This is a genomic window from Sporofaciens sp. SGI.106, assembly GCF_050314255.1.
In the GTDB taxonomy this organism is placed as follows: Bacteria; Bacillota; Clostridia; order Lachnospirales; family Lachnospiraceae; genus Claveliimonas.
The window spans coordinates 103007-123271 of record NZ_JBNPMZ010000007.1; the positions used below are offsets into that span (position 1 = coordinate 103007).

21 protein-coding genes and 1 tRNA gene are annotated in these 20265 nt (G+C 45.1%); 5 read left to right on the forward strand and 17 right to left on the reverse strand.

Annotated features, from left to right (window positions below; all coding sequences use genetic code 11):
• Position 1 precedes the first annotated feature (1 nt).
• The 4 genes from ACQRCC_RS07460 to ACQRCC_RS07475 all read right to left on the reverse strand — a co-directional run bounded on the left by ACQRCC_RS07460 (position 2) and on the right by ACQRCC_RS07475 (position 4032).
• On the reverse strand, positions 2–298 hold the full coding sequence (locus tag ACQRCC_RS07460; RefSeq protein WP_427850182.1) for a CBO2463/CBO2479 domain-containing protein: 297 nt from the start codon (positions 296–298) through the stop codon (positions 2–4).
• A 16-nt stretch (positions 299–314) separates the two neighbouring features.
• Complete coding sequence (gene prdA / locus ACQRCC_RS07465; RefSeq protein ID WP_427850183.1) at positions 315–2195, reverse strand: D-proline reductase (dithiol) proprotein PrdA; 1881 nt, start codon at positions 2193–2195, stop codon at positions 315–317.
• Between the two features lie 113 nt (positions 2196–2308).
• The gene (locus ACQRCC_RS07470; RefSeq protein ID WP_427850184.1) at positions 2309–3724 is read right to left on the reverse strand and encodes a proline reductase-associated electron transfer protein PrdC; all 1416 of its coding nucleotides are present in this window, start codon (positions 3722–3724) and stop codon (positions 2309–2311) included.
• Positions 3725–3934: 210 nt separating this feature from the next.
• Positions 3935–4032, reverse strand: a tRNA-Sec gene (locus tag ACQRCC_RS07475).
• A 361-nt stretch (positions 4033–4393) separates the two neighbouring features.
• Between ACQRCC_RS07475 and ACQRCC_RS07480 the strand changes: the two genes are divergently transcribed.
• Both ACQRCC_RS07480 and ACQRCC_RS07485 read left to right on the forward strand, forming a co-directional pair.
• Complete coding sequence (locus tag ACQRCC_RS07480) at positions 4394–5428, forward strand: proline racemase family protein (protein ID WP_427850185.1); 1035 nt, start codon at positions 4394–4396, stop codon at positions 5426–5428.
• An 85-nt stretch (positions 5429–5513) separates the two neighbouring features.
• Entirely contained in the window at positions 5514–6101 is a 588-nt protein-coding gene (locus ACQRCC_RS07485) for a TetR/AcrR family transcriptional regulator (protein WP_427850186.1), read from the forward strand.
• A 108-nt stretch (positions 6102–6209) separates the two neighbouring features.
• Here the strand turns inward: ACQRCC_RS07485 and ACQRCC_RS07490 are convergent, their stop codons facing one another.
• The 9 genes from ACQRCC_RS07490 to yedF all read right to left on the reverse strand — a co-directional run bounded on the left by ACQRCC_RS07490 (position 6210) and on the right by yedF (position 15144).
• Positions 6210–6446, reverse strand: coding sequence for a DUF3343 domain-containing protein (locus ACQRCC_RS07490; protein ID WP_427850187.1), 237 nt, complete (start codon positions 6444–6446; stop codon positions 6210–6212).
• Between the two features lies 1 nt (position 6447).
• The gene (locus tag ACQRCC_RS07495; RefSeq protein WP_427850188.1) at positions 6448–6651 is read right to left on the reverse strand and encodes a sulfurtransferase TusA family protein; all 204 of its coding nucleotides are present in this window, start codon (positions 6649–6651) and stop codon (positions 6448–6450) included.
• A gap of 51 nt (positions 6652–6702) precedes the next feature.
• Positions 6703–7800 (reverse strand): YedE family putative selenium transporter, encoded by a 1098-nt coding sequence (gene yedE / locus ACQRCC_RS07500; protein ID WP_427850189.1) that lies wholly within the window; start codon positions 7798–7800, stop codon positions 6703–6705.
• A gap of 43 nt (positions 7801–7843) precedes the next feature.
• Entirely contained in the window at positions 7844–8986 is a 1143-nt protein-coding gene (locus ACQRCC_RS07505) for an aminotransferase class V-fold PLP-dependent enzyme (RefSeq protein WP_427850190.1), read from the reverse strand.
• 124 nt (positions 8987–9110) lie between these two features.
• Positions 9111–10022 (reverse strand): selenium metabolism-associated LysR family transcriptional regulator, encoded by a 912-nt coding sequence (locus tag ACQRCC_RS07510; protein ID WP_427850191.1) that lies wholly within the window; start codon positions 10020–10022, stop codon positions 9111–9113.
• Positions 10022–11935, reverse strand: a complete 1914-nt coding sequence (selB, locus tag ACQRCC_RS07515; RefSeq protein WP_427850192.1) for a selenocysteine-specific translation elongation factor — start codon at positions 11933–11935, stop codon at positions 10022–10024. Before selB ends, ACQRCC_RS07510 begins: the two co-directional genes overlap by 1 nt.
• 65 nt (positions 11936–12000) lie before the next feature.
• Positions 12001–13428, reverse strand: a complete 1428-nt coding sequence (selA, locus tag ACQRCC_RS07520; RefSeq protein ID WP_427850193.1) for an L-seryl-tRNA(Sec) selenium transferase — start codon at positions 13426–13428, stop codon at positions 12001–12003.
• Between the two features lie 36 nt (positions 13429–13464).
• Complete coding sequence (gene selD / locus ACQRCC_RS07525; RefSeq protein WP_427850194.1) at positions 13465–14505, reverse strand: selenide, water dikinase SelD; 1041 nt, start codon at positions 14503–14505, stop codon at positions 13465–13467.
• Between the two features lie 30 nt (positions 14506–14535).
• Entirely contained in the window at positions 14536–15144 is a 609-nt protein-coding gene (gene yedF / locus ACQRCC_RS07530; protein ID WP_427850195.1) for a sulfurtransferase-like selenium metabolism protein YedF, read from the reverse strand.
• 217 nt (positions 15145–15361) lie between these two features.
• Between yedF and ACQRCC_RS07535 the strand changes: the two genes are divergently transcribed.
• The 3 genes from ACQRCC_RS07535 (at position 15362) to nagB (ending at position 17738) form a co-directional block, all read left to right on the forward strand.
• Complete coding sequence (locus ACQRCC_RS07535; RefSeq protein WP_427850196.1) at positions 15362–16231, forward strand: class I SAM-dependent methyltransferase; 870 nt, start codon at positions 15362–15364, stop codon at positions 16229–16231.
• Between the two features lie 83 nt (positions 16232–16314).
• Positions 16315–16926 (forward strand): carbohydrate-binding family 9-like protein, encoded by a 612-nt coding sequence (locus ACQRCC_RS07540; protein ID WP_427850197.1) that lies wholly within the window; start codon positions 16315–16317, stop codon positions 16924–16926.
• Positions 16927–17006: 80 nt separating this feature from the next.
• Positions 17007–17738 carry a glucosamine-6-phosphate deaminase gene (nagB, locus tag ACQRCC_RS07545; protein WP_427850198.1) on the forward strand — a complete coding sequence of 244 codons (732 nt, stop codon included), beginning with the start codon at positions 17007–17009 and terminating at the stop codon, positions 17736–17738.
• A gap of 99 nt (positions 17739–17837) precedes the next feature.
• Here nagB and ACQRCC_RS07550 read toward each other — a convergent pair whose 3' ends face one another.
• From ACQRCC_RS07550 to ACQRCC_RS07565, 4 genes are all read right to left on the reverse strand, one after another.
• Entirely contained in the window at positions 17838–18485 is a 648-nt protein-coding gene (locus tag ACQRCC_RS07550) for an HAD family hydrolase (protein ID WP_427850199.1), read from the reverse strand.
• A 1-nt stretch (position 18486) separates the two neighbouring features.
• The gene (locus ACQRCC_RS07555) at positions 18487–18648 is read right to left on the reverse strand and encodes a hypothetical protein (RefSeq protein WP_427850200.1); all 162 of its coding nucleotides are present in this window, start codon (positions 18646–18648) and stop codon (positions 18487–18489) included.
• A gap of 67 nt (positions 18649–18715) precedes the next feature.
• On the reverse strand, positions 18716–20035 hold the full coding sequence (locus ACQRCC_RS07560; RefSeq protein ID WP_427850201.1) for a M18 family aminopeptidase: 1320 nt from the start codon (positions 20033–20035) through the stop codon (positions 18716–18718).
• 35 nt (positions 20036–20070) lie between these two features.
• A complete protein-coding gene (locus ACQRCC_RS07565) occupies positions 20071–20256 on the reverse strand; it encodes a chorismate--pyruvate lyase (protein WP_427850202.1) in 186 nt (61 codons plus the stop codon).
• Positions 20257–20265: the final 9 nt, after the last annotated feature.

The window sequence follows — 20265 nt, forward strand, 5'->3', positions numbered from 1 at the left end:
TTTATTCCTCCTCTTTCTTTAAACGAGCGTTCATCTCTGCTTGTTTACGACGCTCTTTTTCTAAATTACTGACGTACTTCTCATGGATTTCAGGACCAAGCTGCTCCGGGAAACTCATATGCCATCCAAATTCCTGACCGATTTTTGGTTCAGTATCACAGATAAACATTCTCTTTGGAGCTTTGAAGAATCCCAATCGTCCTTTCAAATCTACACTGATGCTGCAATCATCAACATCAACACAAATTCCTTCCATGTATATGATTCTGTCACCATATTTCAATCGTTCGTCATTCATTTAAAACACCTTATTCTTAGTTATATCCTTTATCAATACGTTTCTGGCTAAGCGGAAGTGCCTGCTCATTGTCTACAAGATCAATCTTGGATCCGATAGCATCTTCAATCATTTCAATGTTGGTAGCCTTAACGTTTGGATTCCATTTCTTTTCAGCTGGCTTGATTACTTCGCCTGCCATCTGAACTTTGAGCATCTCAAGAGCGCGGATTGCATCTTCATGGCAAAGTGTATTGTTTCCAAGGATTTCGTTCTCGATACCGCCTTCAGATTTGTTATTATCTACCATTGCTGTCATGTACTTGTTACCAACTACAAGTGCTCCCTGAACTGCACAGTATGAAAGTCCTACTACAGGAACTCCTCTCATACCAATCTGCTCATGGTGGCTTGCAAAGTCGATATGGTTGTTACCGAAACCTTCTGTTGTAACAAATGCACCATCAACGTCCATCATTTCTACTGTCTGTCCAAGTCTTTCAGATACATAGAACTTCTCAGCGTTGATCTGCGGAGATCCAACAAAGATTACACCACAAAGGTCGATTTCCGGATCAGCAAGTGCCTCAAGTACAAGTGGCTCTCTCCAGTAATGTCTTGTCATCTCTTTAGATGCAGGTCCGATACATGTAAGAGCATGGATACATCCATCAAGCACTTCCAATGGGCTCATACATACCGGAAGGTTACCAAGGTCTACGTTAGCTCTTGCTCCAAGAATTCCACATGGTTCTACCGGAAGGATGAAGTTATCATGCATAGCTCCCTGTCCCATGATTTCTTTACAAATAACTACTTTCTTCTGTCCCGGATGACGAACCTGTACAAATTCCTCTGTATCTACTACAAGGTCGTCTTCAAGTTTCTTCAATGCTTCACGGATTTCCTGTGTGATAATATCAAATGCTGTGTGTGCAGCCATAGGTCCACGACGTTCCATGTTTGTCTTTTCCTGAACTACGATATTACCTTTGATGAAGATTTCTCCCTTATCAGGACATCCCGGACGTCCCCACATAATGTTTTCGTCCATATATCCTTCTGAAGAACCGAACTCACCGATCTGAACTCCGCCTTCGTCTGTTCCTGAAAGCATCATGATAGCGCCGTCGATTACTCTTGTAACGCCCTGTCCGATCTTAGCATCGCCTTCTTTTGTTGCGATTGGCTGAACATCCATGATTGTCTCGGAATATGTGTGGTATTCCTTTGGTGTAACGATTTCAAGATGGAAATCTTTAACAAGATCAGAATTAGCAATTACGTCTGCTTCAATGCCTTCACGGATTGTAAGAACTGTTCCTTCGATCTTTGTCTCCGGTCCTCTCTTAACTTCTGTGATTGCAAAATGTTTTCTTGTAAGGCTTCTGACAACCTTTCCTTCTTTTGCCACTTCTTCAGCTGTCGGAGCTGCTACTGCCGGTGCTGCTGCTGGTGCTGCCGGTGCAACCTCTACTACCTGTGCTCCTCCGCCAAGTGCACCAACCGGAATTGAAAGATCGATATCTTTTCCTTCTCCGATGTGGATTTTAAGGATTCCGCCTGCAACTGCTGTTGCTGCCGGTGCTGCTGCCGGTGCTGCTTCTACTGGTGCTGCTGCCGGTGCTGCTTCCTCTACTGTTTCTTCTGCTTCTTCCTCTACAGAATCCTTTGCTCCCTCAACAACATCTGCTGTTAACGGAGAAAGAGAATCAAGAGTTTTTGTAAGTTTTGCTCCTAAAATTTGTCCAATTTTTAAGCATCCATCAAGATTCAATAATCCAGAGTCAACTAACTCATCAAAAATTGCTGGATCTTCAAGATTTGCTGGTTCAATAATGATTCCAGCCTCTGCTCTACAGCATAACACTGCAGGATCATTTGCATGTTGTTTCGCTGTTTCAGCTGTAATAGACATATTGTTCCCTCCTTTTAATTACTTTGCTAATCGTGATAATTAACATATATATAATTGCTCCGTAAAGAGTCATATCGGGGAATCACTCCTTACTTCCGCAATTTATACCATAACTAGTCTTCTACATCAATATCCTGGTCAACCCATTTAGATACTGTAAGCTGACGATACTGTGCGTGACCAACTGCTCTCATAACATGGTCTGTCTGATGGAATACTTTAAGTCCCATCTGAGGAGCAGATGCCATAACTGTGTTTGTACAGTCTGAACAGTTACCAATAATAATATATTCGCAGCCATCTTTCTTAAACTGCATATTGTTTTTAACCTGCCCAGGACAGTTTCCAGGACGAAGGCACTTAAGCGGTGCACCCGGTTTGTTCTCAATTGCCTGTTTACATCTGCATACAGATACAACTTCACCGTGCATTTTTTCTGCGATTACACGCATACGTGCTTCACTACCGCCACATGCACAGACAAGAAGTCCCACTTTCTTATCTGTAAGGTCCGGCATTTTGTATGTTGTAAGGATACCACCTGTCGTCTTTGTAATTGGCTCATCAAGCTCTGCTGCACGTCCTGTGAAAGCTCCACCCATGATGATTTCGCCGACTTGATCCGGTTTATCCAGTCCACCTGCTTTTTCGATCATCTCGCCGACAGAAACACCGATCGGTACATCCATAAATACATGTGCTGCATTTCCACCTTTGATGTTACCACGGACTGTCAGGTTCTTGCTGATACATGGTCTCTTCTCATCAATCGCCTCAGCAACTCTTGCTGCTGTCTCAAGGTTAACTACAACGGCTCTTGCCGCAGAAGGAAGCTGTGTTGTATCAAGGTTTAATCCAAGGCACTCACGAACAACCGCACGTTCTTCTCCCATCGGATAAATATCCGGAAGCAGATGCATGGAAATATTCTCTTCATTTTCGATTGCTGCCATCAATGTTTTAACAGCTTTTTTGTTTTTCTTCTTAATTGCGAAGATTGCCTTATCAGCCTGTGTGATCTCCATACAGTATTTTACACCCTGAAGGCATTTGTCACACTGTTCTTCAAGCTGTCTGATGTTGTGTTCAAGTCCCGGCTCACACTCTGCAGCATTTACCAGAATATAACTGTATTTACCCGGTTCTTTCACATCATCGATCTCTGGATTGATCTCCGGATTCATCTCCCCAAGAGGTGTTTCAGAAAGGTTGATGTTAAGCTTGACTCCTGTAGGGAAGCCTGCACCACCCATACCAACAACACCAGCTGCTTTTACCATATCAAGCTTGCTTGCATCAGCCGGTACATCAATCGGAACGAACTCGTCCGGCTGCTCATCTGCCATCTCGATAATGATACGATCCTCTGTAATCTCAGCTACTTTTCCGTAAACGCTAGAGAAGATATTTGCTCCAAGTCCTGTAGGAGTAGCGATCAGAGTACCTTTTTTTACATCTGCTCCAACCTCAACGCACGGAGCACACGGAGCACCTACGTGCTGACGTAACAAAATCTGTACATTTCCCATGACATAATTCTCCTTTTCTTTTTTATATAAGTAAAAAACGAAACATTCCATCTCGTTTACTTATTCCCCGTATTCTATAATTTATCCATTAATATCTTGTCGAGACCCCCATAGCGCCCTGCATCGTGTTGACATTTATTGATTATCTCTATAACACGACCCCATAAGCAAAGCAGTCTGCGATTTTTTTAACATTCATTATTTCTTTTTTGGCGGAGGCATGTGGGAATCGAACCCACCCGGGACGCTCTTAACGCCCCACACTAGTTTTGAAGACTAGGAGGCACACCAGTCACCCATCTACCCCCATATTTATTCTTATCACATTTTTAACAATAACACAGTTTATTTTATATTTCAATAGCTTTTTGTTACTTTTATATTATCAAAAAATCATTGACTTTTCAAGGGTTTTAGCTCATAATGATTTATATAAAAATGAACGCAATACTAGAACACGTACTAGAACGCATTCTAGTTTGTTAAAAGAGTGTTTATCAGGCAATATTTTTTTACTATATAATTGTTAAAAAATCAACACTATTCATCTTGTTCCATAGAAAAAGGCACAAAGAAAGCATGGGGTTTTCAATGTGTTTTTATAAATAATTATAGATTTTTTCTATAATAATCTATAACAAATATCTTTTAAAAGGAGGTTTTCAAGCTATGGAATTGAAAGCAAATGTGAATTTCGACCGTTTCGAAGGTGCATTGCAGGTAGTTGATTCCCACACAGTTGGTGAATTCTGCCGAATCGTCATCGGAGGTTTCCCGGAGCCGGAAGGAAACACTATGATCGAAAAGAAAAAATGGATGGAGAAGAATTATGACCATGTTCGTACCGCTCTGATGTTTGAGCCAAGAGGACATCACGATATGTTCGGTGCATTCCTCTGTGAGCCGGTTAATCCAGAAGCTCAGTTCGGTGTTATGTTCATGGATACAGGCGGATACCTGAACATGTGCGGACACTGTACAATCGGTGCAGTAACAGTTGCAGTCGAAGCTGGTCTGGTAGAATCCCACGAAGGAGAGAACGAAGTTATTCTCGAGGCTCCTGCCGGACTTATCCGCACCAAAGCTATTGTTAAGAACGGAAAAGTAGAAAGTGTTACTCTTACAAACGTACCGGCATTCGTTTACAAAGAGAACCAGAAAGTAACAATCGACGGAAAAGAGATCGAATTTACAATTTCCTTCGGAGGAAGCTTCTTCGCTCTTGTAGACACCACAAAACTGGATATCGGAGAAATCAATCCGAAAACTGTTCCGGAATATACCAAACTCGGAATGAAGATGCTTGATATTATTAATAAGGAAATCCCTGTTAAACATCCTCTTCTTGACATTGATACTGTTGACCTTGTTGAGTTCTATGGACCAACACCGAATCCTGACAAAGCAACTATGAGAAACGTAGTTATCTTCGGAGATGCTATGGCTGACCGTTCACCTTGCGGAACAGGTACAAGTGCAAAACTTGCTACCCTGCATCACTGGGGAGAGATTAAAGTTGGCGAAGAATTCATCTACGAAAGCTTTATCGGTTCCTTATTCAAAGGCGTTATCAAAGAAACCGCTAAGGTTGGCGACTACGATGCTGTAATCCCGATGATTACAGGAAGCTGCTACCTGACAGGTGTTGCTACATACCTCATCGATCCGGAAGATCCATTGAAATATGGTTTCCAGGTAGGTTAGGTCACAATTAAACCGACTTTCAACAGGAGGCAGATTAGAATCAATCTGTCTCCTTTTTATATCACAACAGGAGGGAATGACTCAGATGCCAAGAAAAAGACAATCAACCAAAAGCCGGATTGTAAAAGCAGCCTGGAATCTGTTTTTCAAAAACGGCTATGACAAAACTACCATAGAAGACATCATTGCGGCATCCAAAACATCAAAAGGGACCTTTTATCATTACTTTAAAGGCAAAGAATCTCTGCTCAATTCCTTATCTTATCTTTTTGACGAAAAGTATGAGGAACTGGCCGGTGTCATCAATCCCGAACTTTCTGCTTATGACAAGCTGTTGTTTTTGAACCACGAGCTGTTTTATATGATTGAGACCAGCGTGGACATCTCGCTCCTGGCTTTTCTCTATTCTTCCCAGCTTACGACAAAGGATAAAAAATCCCTGTCTGATCACAAGCGTTATTATTTCAAATGGATAACAGAAATAATAAGTCAGGGTCTGGATAGCGGCGAGTTTGCTAATACGTCCTCAGCCGAGGAGCTGATGAACATTTATGCCATGTACGAGCGGGCACTACTTTATGACTGGGCACTGTTCAAGGGGAAATTTTCTCTGACAGAATACAGCGACAAACTTCTCCCGCACGTTCTGGACACATTTGTAGAAGGAGTATAAAAAAATGGAATTAACCGATCCGCCAAAAAAGCTTTCTGCTTATTCTCCGGATTCTACTATCGAATCCCGGTTTTAAACAGAAAGCTTTTTCATTTCACATTATTCACTTTAAACCATGCACTCGTGCATCTCTTCTTCCTGGATTCCCACCTGCGCCATTACAGCCTGAATTTCTTCTCTGTCTGCCAGATCCGCACACCATGACAATCCACAGCCCGCGGAAATTGCCCTGGGTACCGGAATCAGGCGTCCCGGAGCATTATGCTCTTTGCATGCTTTCTCCATAGCCATCGCATCTGCAGTGGTATGGAAGGTTACTACCAGTTTTAATTCTTTCTTTCTCATCTTACTCAATCACTACTTCGAAACATCCGCCTTTCTCTGTAGAAGTTGATTTCTTACCATGGTCTTTGGCATACTTTTCAACATTCATTTTCTGGTGAGGCTCACTGACCAGTACTTTCACCGGTCCATTCGCATTCTTTAATGCTTCTGCTGTCAGCATCAAAGGCTCCGGACAGGAAAGACCTCTTGCATCTACTTCTTTCATATATTTTACCTTCTTTCCTAGAATATCATAACCATATACATATTTCAAAGTTTATTTTGTTTTTTCTCTCTTACATGTCACTGCAATTACGAAGCATACAACAATACAGATGATACATGCAATCTTGCCTGCCATCGGTACTGCACCTGCTACGATTTCACCAGTCTCCGGATTCGGAGCAGTTCCGCTTGCAGCCAGACCAAAGTTATGACAGCATGCAGCTCCAAAAAGAAGTCCCAGTACTGTTACTGCAGAGTCAGAGGAACCCTGTCCTGCAAGGATTAACTGACGAAGCGGGCATCCACCTGCAAGAACTGCAGCAAATCCAACAGCATACATTCCAAGGATATTCCACAGATGCTCGGAATGAGCAATGATTCCCGGTGTACCAAATGCAAGAATGAATCTTCCAGTTGCAATATTGAATACTAACATTACTACAAACAGTCCGCCAATAACGGTAAGCAGGTCAAAATTCTTCATAAGTACAACGTCACGGATACTTCCGGCAAAGCACATTCTGGATTTCTGTGCAAACGCTCCGAAGATAAGGCCGCCAACCAGTGACAGAATCAGTGGTGCATGAACGCTTCCCGGTCCAGCCTCACTTGCCTTTAAGAGCGGTGTACATACTGCCAGAATCAGGATAGCAACCATAATTGCCGGCATTACAGCTCCACTTGCAAACTGTGTCTCATGAGCACGTCCAAGGCTGAAGCCTTTTTTCAGGAAAAATGCTCCTGTTGAAACTCCAAGGATAAATCCGATTAATGCAACCCATGCATTCAGATCACCGGCGGACATACGAATAATCATACGCAGCGGGCATCCCAGGAACACCAGAGAACCAATCATGATGATCATTCCCAGAATAAAGCGGATCATCGGTGATGAACCTGCCGTAGAACGATATTCCTTTGTTGCAACTGAAATAATAAATGAACCAAGTACCAGACCGATGATTTCCGGTCTTGCATACTGTACCACTGCCGCCTGGTGCATACCCAGCGAACCTGCAATGTCACGCACGAAGCAGGCAATACAGAATGCCATGTTGGCAGGATTTCCAAAGTATGCAAGACATGCCGCTACAAGACCACATACTACACCTGCCAGTGCTAATTTCTTCTTTGAATCTGATAAATTCATGTGTTTTTCCTCCTCTTTTCTTTCCATTCCCAATATGGAAACATCAGGCGTCTTCTCTCGCCAGTTCACGGATCGCTTCAATAGCTGTATCCACTTCTTCTTCCGTGTTACAATGCGAAAAGCTGAATCTCACAGCCCCCTGCTCTACCGTACCAAGCGCCTCATGCATAAGCGGTGCACAATGTGCCCCCGGTCTGGTTGAAATATTATATTCTGTAAGAAGCTCATCACTCACTTCTGAAGAATCATAGTCGCCGATATTAAGTGTAACGATCGGACATCGGTTTTTGGAACTGAAATCCCCGTACACTTTCACGCCTGGAATATCCTTTACTCCCTCGTAGAATCTCCACATAAGATCCTGCTCTTTCTCCCGGATATGATCCATGCCAGTTCTCTCGATCACTTCAAGTGCTGCATGCAGACCTGCAATTCCATGACCATTTAAGGTCCCGGCTTCCAATGCCGTCGGCATATCAGTCGGATGGGTTTTGCTATAGGTCTGAACCCCGCTTCCGCCGCTCTTTAAAGGACGGATCGCAAGTCCTTCTCTCACATACATACCTCCGGTTCCCTGCGGTCCCATAAGACTCTTATGACCGGTAAAGCACAATACGTCGATGTTCATCTCCTGTACATCTATCGGAAATACACCTGCCGTCTGGGAAGCATCCACGATAAACAGCACCCCATGACGCTTTGCAATCTCACCAACCCGTTTAAGATCCACAAGATTTCCCGAAAGATTCGAGCCATTCGTACATACAATTGCTTTGGTATCCGAACGGATCGCCGCTTCTATATCCGCATAATCTGTCACACCTCTACTGTCACTTTTAACAATCGTAAGCTCCGCTCCTTTTTCCTGAAGCTCATAAAGCGGTCTCAGTACAGAATTATGTTCCATCATTGTAGTGACCACATGATCTCCCGGCTCGATCAGACCTTTGATTGCAATATTAAGGCTCTCTGTAGAATTACTGGTAAATACCACCTGTTTCGGGCTGGTCCCCCCAAACATTTTACAGAGCTTCTCCCTGGTGTCATAAATTATCCGGGAAGCGCTGAGCGCTGCACCGTGAGCACCTCTGCCCGCATTCCCCATGGAGCTCATCGCTTCCACAACTGCATCTATCACTTCCTGCGGCTTATGCATAGTGGTTGCTGCATTATCTAAATATATCATTTTATACTAACCTCACTTCTTTCTGACTCTTTCTTAAGTATATGCCTTTTCTCCCGGCTCGTCTAATCGAAAACTGCAATATATAAGCGCCACTTATAGATACATTCTATACATGGCGCCATATTTATTGATTTTCAATTGGATAAACTTCTTTTACAACCTTTAAAAATCTCTCTGCCGAGAGCGACAACTGATAATTTTTATTATACACCGCATTAATATCACGGCCATCATCTGCTCCCGGAATCGCAAATGCCAACACCCGTCCTTCTTTCACTTCATCTTCCGTCGCAAGACGGGACAGGATGGAAACACCCATTCCGCGGCTGACTGATTTTTTAATCGTCTCCGGATTCTCAATGCTGGCAACGACCTGCAGGGATTCCGGATTAATTCCCGCACCCTTAAGCTGCTTTCTGGCCTCTTTGCGGGTACCGGAGCCCTCCTCCCGCATGATCAGCGCTTCCCTGGTAATCCAGGATATATCCTGTGGTGTGTTCTGGAGAATCCGGTATTTCTCTTCACAGGGAGTGATGATTACCAGATCATCCTTATAAAACGGAATGTACTTACAGTGCTTTTTTTCAAGTACCGTTCCGGTAAATCCAATGTCCACCACATGGTCAACCACCTGGTCGATTACCTTTGCACTGTCCATCTCCATAATTTTCAGTTGTTCATCCGGATATTTTTCGTTAAATCGAGCCAGTACCTTTGGCAGCAGATACTGAGCAGGAATCGTGGATGCTGCAATCGTAATACATCTCTTTTCCTCGTTTTTTCCGCTTCCGAAAGATGCCTCTATCTGTTTCTCCAGATCAACCATCTGCCGGGCATATTTGTAAAGAAGCTGTCCGTCGTCAGAAAGATTTACTTCTTTTGTATTGCGGACAAATAATCGGACATCCAGTTCTTTTTCCAGCGAAGCTATATGCGCGCTGATGGTAGGCTGAGTCAAAAACAGATTCTTGGCAGCCCCGGAAAAGCTTCCGCTCTCTGACACTTCTACAAATGCCTCTAATTGTTTCAAATTCATTAGTATTTTACCCTTTCACTTTCTGCCCCGGCCTTCTTCGTCACCTTAATACTGTCCATATATTCCAGAATCGGCTTTGCACTCTTTCTGCTGGTCTGGAACATATCTCTCACTTCAGCAATAGTTATGACCGGGTTCTCACTCAGCTTGTCGCCGATGCGTTCTTTCGCCCGATCCATATACTCTGAAAGCGTATACATATCATCGGTCACTTTCACCACCTGGTGTTCTTCCAGAAGGATATTCAGGATATCATCTGCCACCTCGGCAGATTTCCCCTTAAATTCCATCTCGGAATACCGGACAAAATCGTAATTTGCCTCCTTCATGGTGCGAAGCATAGTGCCTGACACTTTCTCATATATCTCATCCTTTCGGACCTGATATCCCGGTGTTGAAAGGAACTCATCCACTCTCTGGATGACACCTGCCTCCTCAATACCGGCCACATACCGGTCAAACACATTCGGCTTCATTTTCTTAAAATATGTCATTTGTACCTCGGCCTTCTTCATGCCGTAGCGGTACGGATATTTCTTCTCATATTCTTTCAGGGCTTCCAGCAGAACCATCCGCGCCTGCCGTTCGCTGTCACTGTGCCATACATAAGTATCTTTCCGCATAGCAAATGTCTGTACACGTCCCTCTTCCGCAAGCTCTTCCACATCTGCCACCACTTCTTCCATAGAAAGAGCTGTCAGTCTGGCAAGCTCCGCCTGCGTAATCATGGTATCCCCATGCTCCTTCACATGCAGTTCGATAACATCTGCGGAAGAACCGGACTCCTTCTGCTCCAGTTCCCGGATCACCTGCTCCTGGAATCTCTTATGAATGGACGGATTCGGTTCCAGAACCACTCCGCCGCCAATCGTCTCCATCGGTGAATAGAAACGGACTACGAACTTATCGCCTCTGCGCAGAGCAATCTCCTCCTCCAGACGAAGCTGCACATAGCCGCTCTCACCCGGACCGATTTCTTCTTTATCCAGAAGTACCGCCCGACACAGGATCTCACTGGTACCTGTAAAGAAATGAAGCCTGGTGTGGTTCGTCAATACTCTCATGGAAGAGTCCAGAACATTCAGCTTCACATCCAGAAGATCCGTATTTTTCATGCTGTCCGGCGGGGCAAGAACACAGCCCCTGCTGATTTCTCTTTTCTTTATATTGGAAAGATTGATTGCTACACGCTGTCCCGCATAACACCGTTCCTTATCCTCACCATGAACCTGAATACTCCTGATCTTACTGGTCTTTCCGATTGGATACATTTCCAGAGTATCTTCTTTGGAAATCGTTCCCGTGAGCAATGTTCCGGTAATAATGGTGCCGAATCCCGACAGAGAAAACGCGCGGTCTATGGGAAGTCTTGGAATCGTTGTAATATCCTTTTGCACGACTTCGTCTCTGGTCATATGTTCAATGGTCTCAACAAGGACACCCAGTCCTTCACCCGTAGCAGCTGATACTTTTACTACCGGCGCATGTTCCAGAAATGTTCCCGCCAGTTCTTCCTTCACTTCCTCTTCCACCAGTTCCAGCCATTCTTCATCTACCAGGTCGCATTTATTTAACACGATGATACTTTTTTCAATACCCAGAAGCTGCAGGATATCCATATGCTCTCTTGTCTGCGGCATCACGCCTTCATCGGCGGCTATAACCAGCATAACCAGGTCCATACCAACGACACCGGCCACCATATTATTGATAAATTTCTCATGGCCGGGAACATCGATAATACCAGCCCGGTCTCCTCCCGGCAGATCGAACCAGGTAAATCCCAGATCAATGGTTATACCTCTCTTCTGTTCTTCCTCCCAGCGATCCGTATTACGACCGGTTAGAGCCTTGATCAGTGTTGTCTTACCATGATCGATATGACCGGCAGTTCCTATAATTATGTTCTTCATATTCTGCTCCTCATGATTCAGGGACGCCCTCTCCTTTCAGGAAAGCGCATCCCTGAATCCTGTTTTTATCTTGCTGCGATCAGACTCACTTCTTCTAGCACGTCAAGTTCTTTAAACTGGCTTACCATAAGCTTGAACATCTGCTTGTCCAGAGTTCTTGCATCGAGAAGAATTGTGTCATTCACAGTTCTTGCGATCACAGGAACCGGAAGATGCCGCATACGCTCCTCCAGCTCTGCCACACTGATCTTATCCGGATGAATCGTCACTCCCATACTCGGAATGCGCTCCAGCGGAAGGGATCCTCCTCCAATCTGAGATTCGCACTCCTGCAGCTCTATCCGCGCCGGAAGCTCTGCCTTTTTCAGAATGCGTGCCAGTGTTCTGGCATCGCTTTCCACCTCTTCAAACGGCTTGGTAATCATCCGGAGTACCGGAATATTCTGAATAGCCTTCTCCTCAGACAAATACTCCTGAAGTACCAGTTCCAGAACGGAAGCCGTAAATTTATCAATACGCAGTGCTCTGGTAAGCTGGTTCTTCTTCATCATATCGATATATTTTTTCTTACCGATGATGATTCCCGCCTGAGGTCCTCCCAGCAGCTTGTCTCCGCTGAAGCAGACTACATCTGCACCCTTGCGGATGGATTCCTGAACGGTCGGCTCATACGTAATACCATATTTGCTCAGATCAATTAACACGCCGCTTCCCAGATCCTCAATCACCGGAATATCGTACTCTTTTGACAAAGGCACAAGCTCATCAATCGGTACACTCTCTGTAAATCCTACGATTCGGTAATTACTGGTATGAACCTTAAGAAGAGCTTTCGTCTCTTCTGTAATTGCCTCTTCGTAATCACTATAATGCGTCTTATTAGTGGTTCCCACCTCTACCAGAGTGGCTCCGCTTTGCTCCATTACATCCGGAATGCGGAATTTTCCACCAATCTCTACCAACTCGCCACGGGAAACAACCACTTCCCCGCCTTTGGCAAGCGAACTCAAAATCAGCATAACCGCTGCTGCATTATTATTAACTGCCATTGCAGCTTCAGCACCGGTTAATTTGCACAACAGCTTTTCAAAATGGGAATAACGTTCACCACGTCTTCCCTCCTCAAGATTGTATTCCAGATTGGAATACCCGGTTGTTAAGGCAAAAGCCCTTTCCATGTGCTTTACCCCTATCGGCGCACGTCCAAGATTCGTGTGAAGTACCGTTCCGGTTCCGTTTATTACCTTTTTCATATTTGGAGCATGCATAGCCGCAACGGTCATCTCGATATGGTTTTTCAACATCTCAATCTGCACCTTCGCTGCCTCTTCATCGTCACATTTTCCAATGAAGGAGCGAAGCTTATCTGTCTCAATATGAATGGACTCCATTACGGTATCCCGACTGTACAGGTCAATCATTGCCTGAATGTCTGGATCTTCAAGCAATACATCCACCTTGGGGATACTACGGTATAAGGTATTTTTATTCATAATTAATGAGTTCCCTTCTCCTGTGGTTTCTATTTTTTAAAATAACCGGATGAGCTTATCACTCTTCGGCGCTACTTTTCCGATAACGGATACAGTAGTATCCATGCCGGCTTTCTCAAATCCCGCCAGCATTTCTTTTAGATTATCCGGGCTTACGCTGATGAGAAGGCCTCCGGATGTCTGCGGATCGTAGAGAAGATCAATGTAATGTTCTTCCACAGATCCCGTTTCCACTTTCCCAATGGAATATCCCCGGTTCTTGTATGCTCCCGCAGGGATCAGCCCCATTTTCGCGTAATCAATTGCGTCTTCCATATACGCAATATCCCTGACATTGAGCTCAAAGGTCACATCACTTGCGGAGGCCATCTCCACACAGTGACCCAGAAGCCCGAATCCGGTTATATCGGTGCAGGCAGACACATCGTATTTTTCCACTGCCTGCTTGCCTTTTTTATTCAATGATGCCATAACCGTCTGCGCCTCCCGTATTGCGGCAGGCGAAGCCATATCTGCTTTGATAGCAGTATTTACGACACCGCTTCCTATCTGCTTCGTCAGGACCAGTACATCGCCCGGCCTGCAGCCATAGTTCTTAAATATCTTATCGGGATGAACGAACCCGGACACACACAGTCCGTATTTCGGTTCGTCGTCCTGTACGGAGTGGCCTCCCACCAGGACTGCTCCCGCTTCTTTCACTTTATCTGCGCCTCCCGCAAGGATGTCTCCCAGAATCGCCGGGTCCAGGCAGTTCGGGAAACCTACGATATTCAGTGCTACCGCCGGCTCTCCTCCCATTGCCCACACATCACTCAGGGAATTTGCTGCTGCTATCTGTCCAAACATGTAGGGGTCATCGACAATTGGAGTGAAGAAGTCGACCGTCTGGATCATAGCAATTTCATCTGTAACCTTATAGATGGCTGCATCATCGGACGTTTCAATACCGACAATTAAGTTGTCGTCCTGAAATTTCGGCAGCTTGCTCAGAACCTGAGCAAGGGTCTCCGGACCGATCTTAGCGGCTCATCCTGCTGTCTTAGTTAGCTGGGTTAATCTGACATCTGATTTCATAACTTTAAACTTCCTCCTCGTTGTCTTGCCTTATGGTTTGATAATATTAGAAGCGCCAGCCATTTTCTCTACAATGCTGTACATATTTGTCACGCTTCCTACAGCCAGTTTTTCTTTCATTCCGTAATAATCCAGACATGTACCGCAGGTCATGATCTCTACTCCCTGTGCTTCCAGTGATTTCAGATCCTCCAGAGAATCAGATCCTTCACATGTCAGTGTAGCTCCTCCATTATAGAAAAGTATGGTCTTTGGAAGAGTATCCAGCTGAGTTACTGCAAAGATAAATCCTTTGATCAGAACCTTTCCCAGATCATCATTACCTGTTCCCATACGATCTGATGATACAACCACTACAGTATTATCTCTTCTATCCGGCATACAGCTCTCTCCTTCTTCCTCTGTCTGTGCTGCAGGTGCCCCTGCCATTACGATTGTCACTTTAAACTCTTTATCCCCAAGTTTTTCTGATGACACCTGTCCACCGCTTGCGGATGCCATTTTACTTACATTCTGTACTGCGATTTCATTATCTACCAGCACCTCAATGGTCTCCGGACCAGTCAAGGCCTGCATTGCTTTTTTTGTTTTAATAACTGGAATCGGGCAATTATCACCCATTGCATTAACTGTAATCATTTGTTTTACCTCTTTTCATTTTCATCAATTTTAAGCGGCTCTTTACGACCCGCTTTTTTCGAAAGCCCCCTGCTTCTTCACTTATAGACATATTCTATCACTGATTCCCCAAAAGGTAAACCTTAAGTTTTGTTTTACAACAATATTTTGACTCTCTTTGCAGATTATGATAAAATGCCCATAAATACGCAAATATTCGAAAAGAGGTATGTGAGACATGTGGATTGCCGGCAACTGGAAAGATTATGAAGTAATAGACTGCAGTAAAGGGGAAAAATTAGAGCGTTGGGGGGACTATCTTCTGGTGCGTCCGGATCCGCAGGTTATCTGGGACACTCCGAAGAAAAACCGGGGCTGGAAACAGATGAACGGTCACTACCACCGCAGCAAAAAGGGTGGCGGTGAATGGGAATTCTTCGATCTGCCCGAGCAGTGGCAGATTCATTACCGGGATCTGACTTTCAACCTGAAACCATTCAGCTTCAAGCATACCGGTTTGTTCCCGGAGCAGGCCACCAACTGGGACTGGTTCTCCGATAAAATACGAAACGCCGGAAGACCTGTCAAGGTACTGAATCTGTTTGCTTACACCGGCGGTGCCACCCTGGCCGCAGCCGCTGCCGGCGCCAGCGTAACTCATGTGGACGCCTCCAAAGGCATGGTCGCATGGGCGAAAGAAAACGCAGTATCTTCCGGTCTTAAGGATGCTCCTATCCGCTGGCTGGTGGATGATTGTGTCAAATTCGTAGAGCGCGAGATCCGCCGGGGCAACCATTACGACGCCATCATTATGGATCCGCCATCCTACGGCAGAGGCCCTAAAGGTGAAATCTGGAAAATCGAAGATTCCATCCACCACTTTATCAAACTTTGTACCAACATCCTTTCGGATGACCCACTGTTCTTCCTTGTAAACTCTTACACCACGGGACTGGCTCCTGCCGTGCTCACCTACATGCTGAGCACAGAGCTCAAATCCTACCGCGGAAAAGTAGAGTCTCAGGAAATCGGACTGCCCGTTACCAGTACCGGGCTGGTGCTGCCCTGCGGAGCTTCCGGGCGCTGGGAATGTCAATTGGGGACGTAGTAAAATGCATTTTACTACGTCCCCAATTGACATTTGACCTGTACCCTCTTGTTTTTCTCGCACCATTCTGATACATTTAAGATATGGAAAAAATACATATTTTAACAAACCCAAACGAACTGAATCAAACAACGCCCTTTGAGATCCGTCATCTGCTCTGGGGCACCAAATCCATTCCACGCACCTATGCATATCTGGGATTCATCCCCGATGATGGGTTCTACCTGCGTATGGTATGTGAGGAGTGTGATCCTCTGCGCACTTATACCGAGAAAAATAGTCCGGTATATCAGGACAGCGCAGTGGAAGCTTTCTTTCAGTTCGAGCCGAAAGGCAGCTACTCCCCGGTATATCTCAATTTTGAGGCAAATGCGAACGGAGCTTTATTGGCAGGATATGGCGCTGCCCGCACCTACCGTTCTTATTTTACCGAAGCCGAATACCGGGAATTCGACTGTAAAGCCGAAATATCAGATGACCGATGGGCGGTAAACTTACGGATTCCGCTCCACATTCTGGAACATATTTACGGAAGTCTCTCACTGAAGGAAGGGGATACCTTCAGCTTTAATCTTTATAAGATTTCAGAGACGGCTGAGATTGAGCATTATGCTTCTTTTTCACCAATACGGACCTCCACACCTACATTTCATGTTCCGGAGTTTTTTGCAACGGCTGTTCTGACACGTGCCTGATACATCAACACAGGGATAACTGCGCCATTGTCAGTATACCGGAGTACATTTAAATACTATGTCATGAGAAGGAGTGTATTATGAGAATTGTAAAAACAACTGATTACAAAGATATGAGCAGAAAGGCTGCAAATATTATTTCTGCCCAGATTATTGCAAAACCGGACTGTGTATTAGGTCTGGCAACCGGCTCTACCCCTATTGGAACTTATGAGAAACTGGTGAAACGTTATAAAAAGGGCGATTTGGATTTCTCCCAGGTAAGAACTGTTAATCTGGATGAGTACAAAGGTCTGACTCGCGACAACGATCAGAGCTATTATTATTTCATGCATGAGCATCTGTTCAACCATGTAAATATTCCGGAGGAATCTACCAATGTTCCGGATGGAACTGCCTCTGACGGAGATTCCGAATGTGTACGCTACGAAGCGCTGATTCGTGAACTTGGCGGACAGGATCTGCAGCTTCTTGGTCTGGGTCATAACGGACACATCGGATTCAACGAGCCTTCAGACAGTTTTGCAAAAACAACTCACTGTGTAGACCTTCAGGAGCGCACCATTGAAGCAAACAAACGCTTCTTCGCTTCTGCGGATGAAGTTCCAAAACAGGCTTACACCATGGGAATCGGTACTATCATGCAGGCGAAGAAAATCCTGATCATCGCAAGCGGCGAAGACAAAGCAGATATTATCCGTGATGCCTTCTTCGGACCGGTTACACCGAGAGTACCTGCTTCTATTCTTCAGTTCCATCCGGATGTTACTCTGGTTGCAGACGCTGCAGCATTGTCAAAAATTCCGGAATAAGAACAACTAAAGCCTGCGGAGCACTCCGCAGGCTTTTGCAACGGGGACAGTTTCCATGACTCTCATCTATTTTGCAACGCCCCAAATTTCAACACGTAATCATTGTGAAAGAAGCCCTATCACATCATGGAGTGAATCCAATATCCGATATGACATTCTACGTATCTCATCATCCGGTTCAACCAAATCCGGAATCATGACCGGATACAATCCTGCCACATAAGCGGAACGAATTCCATTCGGCGCATCTTCAAGGGCAAGAGCATTTGACGGATTGACACCGAGCTCTCTGCAGGTAGCCAGATATATCTCCGGATCCGGTTTTGCATTCTTCACCATATCTCCAAAAACGAATCCATCAAAATAGTCGTCTAGCCCTGCCTGAGCCAGCAGATTTTCCGCATATGCCCGTCTGGAGGAAGTTGCCACTGCCATGCGAATCCCTTTATTTCTTCCATATTCCAGAAGTTCCTTCGCCCCGGGCTTCAGCGGCACTCCTTCCCGATCGGCAATCAGCCTGAAATTCTCCCGTGTCCCCGCATGAAACGCTTCCATTGGAAAATCCGGCCCATATACCTGATAAAAATACTCTGTTCTGCTTTTCACATTCATCCCAAGCGTATGATAAATATGTTCTCCTACTCTTCCAACTCCAAGCTGTTCTCCCGTTACATTCCATGACTTCTGAACGATCCGCTCCGAATCAAAAAGTAGGCCATCCATGTCAAATACAATTGCTTCTATCATACTAAAACTCAATTCCCTGTCCAAGAGCATCCTTCAGATATGTGGTTACATCTTCCAGCTTCTGAATCATCTCCTGTTTCTCTTCCCATGCATCTCCGCTCATTTCCAAATTAACGAGACAGTTTTTCACATGCTTCAGTTCTTTAATTAATTCTTCTGTCATATCCATAACCCCTTTCGGCTTTCATTTGTGCATAAATCTTCTATAAATATTATACCATGTCGTGAACTTAAGAACAACCTTTCAGACAGTATTCCCCACACCCGGTTTCTTCCACCGAGCATTCGTAGAACTTTTGGGCCGCCCTGATCAGATACTCCAGATCCTGCCCCCCTGCCGTTTCGTAAGGTGAATGCATGGCAAGCTGAGGCAGACCAATGTCCGCACAATTAAGGGCAACCTGCGTACCGGAAATATTGCCAAGCGTAGATCCCCCGGCAATGTCCGAGCGGTTCGTGAATACCTGGCAGGGCACATCCACTGACTCGCATATCTGACGGAACATAGCTGCTGCCACTGCATCCGTAGTATATTTCTGATTACCGCTGTATTTCAGCACAATTCCTCTGTTCAGATATGGTCTTTCGGTAGGGCATGCTTTCTCCGGATAATTCGGATGAACCGCATGGGCATTGTCAGCCGACAGCATGAAACTGGATGCCAGTAACCTTCGATACATGGAGGCATTTCCTCCAAAACTCTCACAGATACGGGTCAGTACATCCTTCAGGAAAGTAGATGCAGCCCCCTGCTTCGTTCCGCTCCCCACTTCTTCATTATCATAAACGCAGTGTACCGGGATACTTTCTCCATCCTCTGCCATGAGAAACGCCTGAAGAGAGGCGTAGACACATTCCAAATCGTCCAGTTTTCCTATGGAAATGAATTCCTCCTGCGCTCCCCAGACACTGCCCGGCATCCGGTTATATAGATACAGGTCACTTCCCAGAATATCCTCTTCACAGACACCTGCCGCCTCTGCCATCTGTTTTTTCAGACTCCCTTTAGAAAGCTCTGTTCCATAAAGAGGCAGCATATCTTTTTGCACATTGTATTTATAGCCTTCATTAGCCTCACGATTCATGTGAATGGCAAGATTTGGAATCAGAACCAGATTCCGATCCATCTGAACCAGATGAGTTTTTAGCATCCCTTTATCTTTTACCACCAGTCTTCCCGCAACAGAAAGCGGACGGTCAAACCATGGTGCCAGCAGCATACCTCCATACTTTTCCACATCCAGCTTCACATAATAATCATCTGTTTTTATCTCCGGATTTTCTTTGATTTTAAAACATGGGGCATCACTGTGGCTGGCCATGATCTGAAATCCCCGAAAAGTCCCCGCGGGAATCCGGAATGCAATTAGGGCAGATCCGTTGCGGATCACATAGTATTTCCCTCCTGCTTTCAGTTCCCACTCCCCACTTTCCAATAGTTGTACATATCCGTTTTCCTGAAGTGAGCGCCTCATGTTTTCAACTGCATGAAAAGGCGTAGGGCTAGCCTCAATAAAAGAAAATAGTGAATCTGTATATTTCTGCTTCATTGTCACATGCCTCCTGTGTCTTTAACTGTTCCGCATTATTCTATAACACTATACTGCAGATATTCATACAACAGCTTCGTCCCCTCCCGGATCTCCGCAGGCAGCAGCGCACGCGCAACCATTTTCGGCTCTGCCGCTGCGTCAGCCTCCTCCATATTCCTGAGCATAGCATAGTCTCCGTCAATTTTTTCCACCACATATCGGTATGTTTTTAAATCCATAATTCTTCT

Bases quoted from the DNA above. Each gene is read 5' to 3' on its own strand.
- ACQRCC_RS07495 (WP_427850188.1), bottom strand. From the start codon at position 6,651: ATGAAAGAAGTAGATGCAAGAGGTCTTTCCTGTCCGGAGCCTTTGATG.
- ACQRCC_RS07490 (WP_427850187.1), bottom strand. From the start codon at position 6,446: ATGAGAAAGAAAGAATTAAAACTGGTAGTAACCTTCCATACCACTGCA.
- prdA (WP_427850183.1), bottom strand. From the start codon at position 2,195: ATGTCTATTACAGCTGAAACAGCGAAACAACATGCAAATGATCCTGCA.
- ACQRCC_RS07480 (WP_427850185.1), top strand. From the start codon at position 4,394: ATGGAATTGAAAGCAAATGTGAATTTCGACCGTTTCGAAGGTGCATTG.
- ACQRCC_RS07460 (WP_427850182.1), bottom strand. From the start codon at position 298: ATGAATGACGAACGATTGAAATATGGTGACAGAATCATATACATGGAA.
- yedE (WP_427850189.1), bottom strand. From the start codon at position 7,800: ATGAATTTATCAGATTCAAAGAAGAAATTAGCACTGGCAGGTGTAGTA.
- ACQRCC_RS07485 (WP_427850186.1), top strand. From the start codon at position 5,514: ATGCCAAGAAAAAGACAATCAACCAAAAGCCGGATTGTAAAAGCAGCC.
- ACQRCC_RS07550 (WP_427850199.1), bottom strand. From the start codon at position 18,485: ATGATAGAAGCAATTGTATTTGACATGGATGGCCTACTTTTTGATTCG.
- ACQRCC_RS07510 (WP_427850191.1), bottom strand. From the start codon at position 10,022: ATGAATTTGAAACAATTAGAGGCATTTGTAGAAGTGTCAGAGAGCGGA.
- ACQRCC_RS07535 (WP_427850196.1), top strand. From the start codon at position 15,362: ATGTGGATTGCCGGCAACTGGAAAGATTATGAAGTAATAGACTGCAGT.
- ACQRCC_RS07470 (WP_427850184.1), bottom strand. From the start codon at position 3,724: ATGGGAAATGTACAGATTTTGTTACGTCAGCACGTAGGTGCTCCGTGT.
- ACQRCC_RS07505 (WP_427850190.1), bottom strand. From the start codon at position 8,986: ATGATATATTTAGATAATGCAGCAACCACTATGCATAAGCCGCAGGAA.
- selA (WP_427850193.1), bottom strand. From the start codon at position 13,428: ATGAATAAAAATACCTTATACCGTAGTATCCCCAAGGTGGATGTATTG.
- ACQRCC_RS07565 (WP_427850202.1), bottom strand. From the start codon at position 20,256: ATGGATTTAAAAACATACCGATATGTGGTGGAAAAAATTGACGGAGAC.
- ACQRCC_RS07540 (WP_427850197.1), top strand. From the start codon at position 16,315: ATGGAAAAAATACATATTTTAACAAACCCAAACGAACTGAATCAAACA.
- yedF (WP_427850195.1), bottom strand. From the start codon at position 15,144: ATGATTACAGTTAATGCAATGGGTGATAATTGCCCGATTCCAGTTATT.
- selB (WP_427850192.1), bottom strand. From the start codon at position 11,935: ATGAAGAACATAATTATAGGAACTGCCGGTCATATCGATCATGGTAAG.
- ACQRCC_RS07555 (WP_427850200.1), bottom strand. From the start codon at position 18,648: ATGACAGAAGAATTAATTAAAGAACTGAAGCATGTGAAAAACTGTCTC.
- ACQRCC_RS07560 (WP_427850201.1), bottom strand. From the start codon at position 20,035: ATGAAGCAGAAATATACAGATTCACTATTTTCTTTTATTGAGGCTAGC.
- nagB (WP_427850198.1), top strand. From the start codon at position 17,007: ATGAGAATTGTAAAAACAACTGATTACAAAGATATGAGCAGAAAGGCT.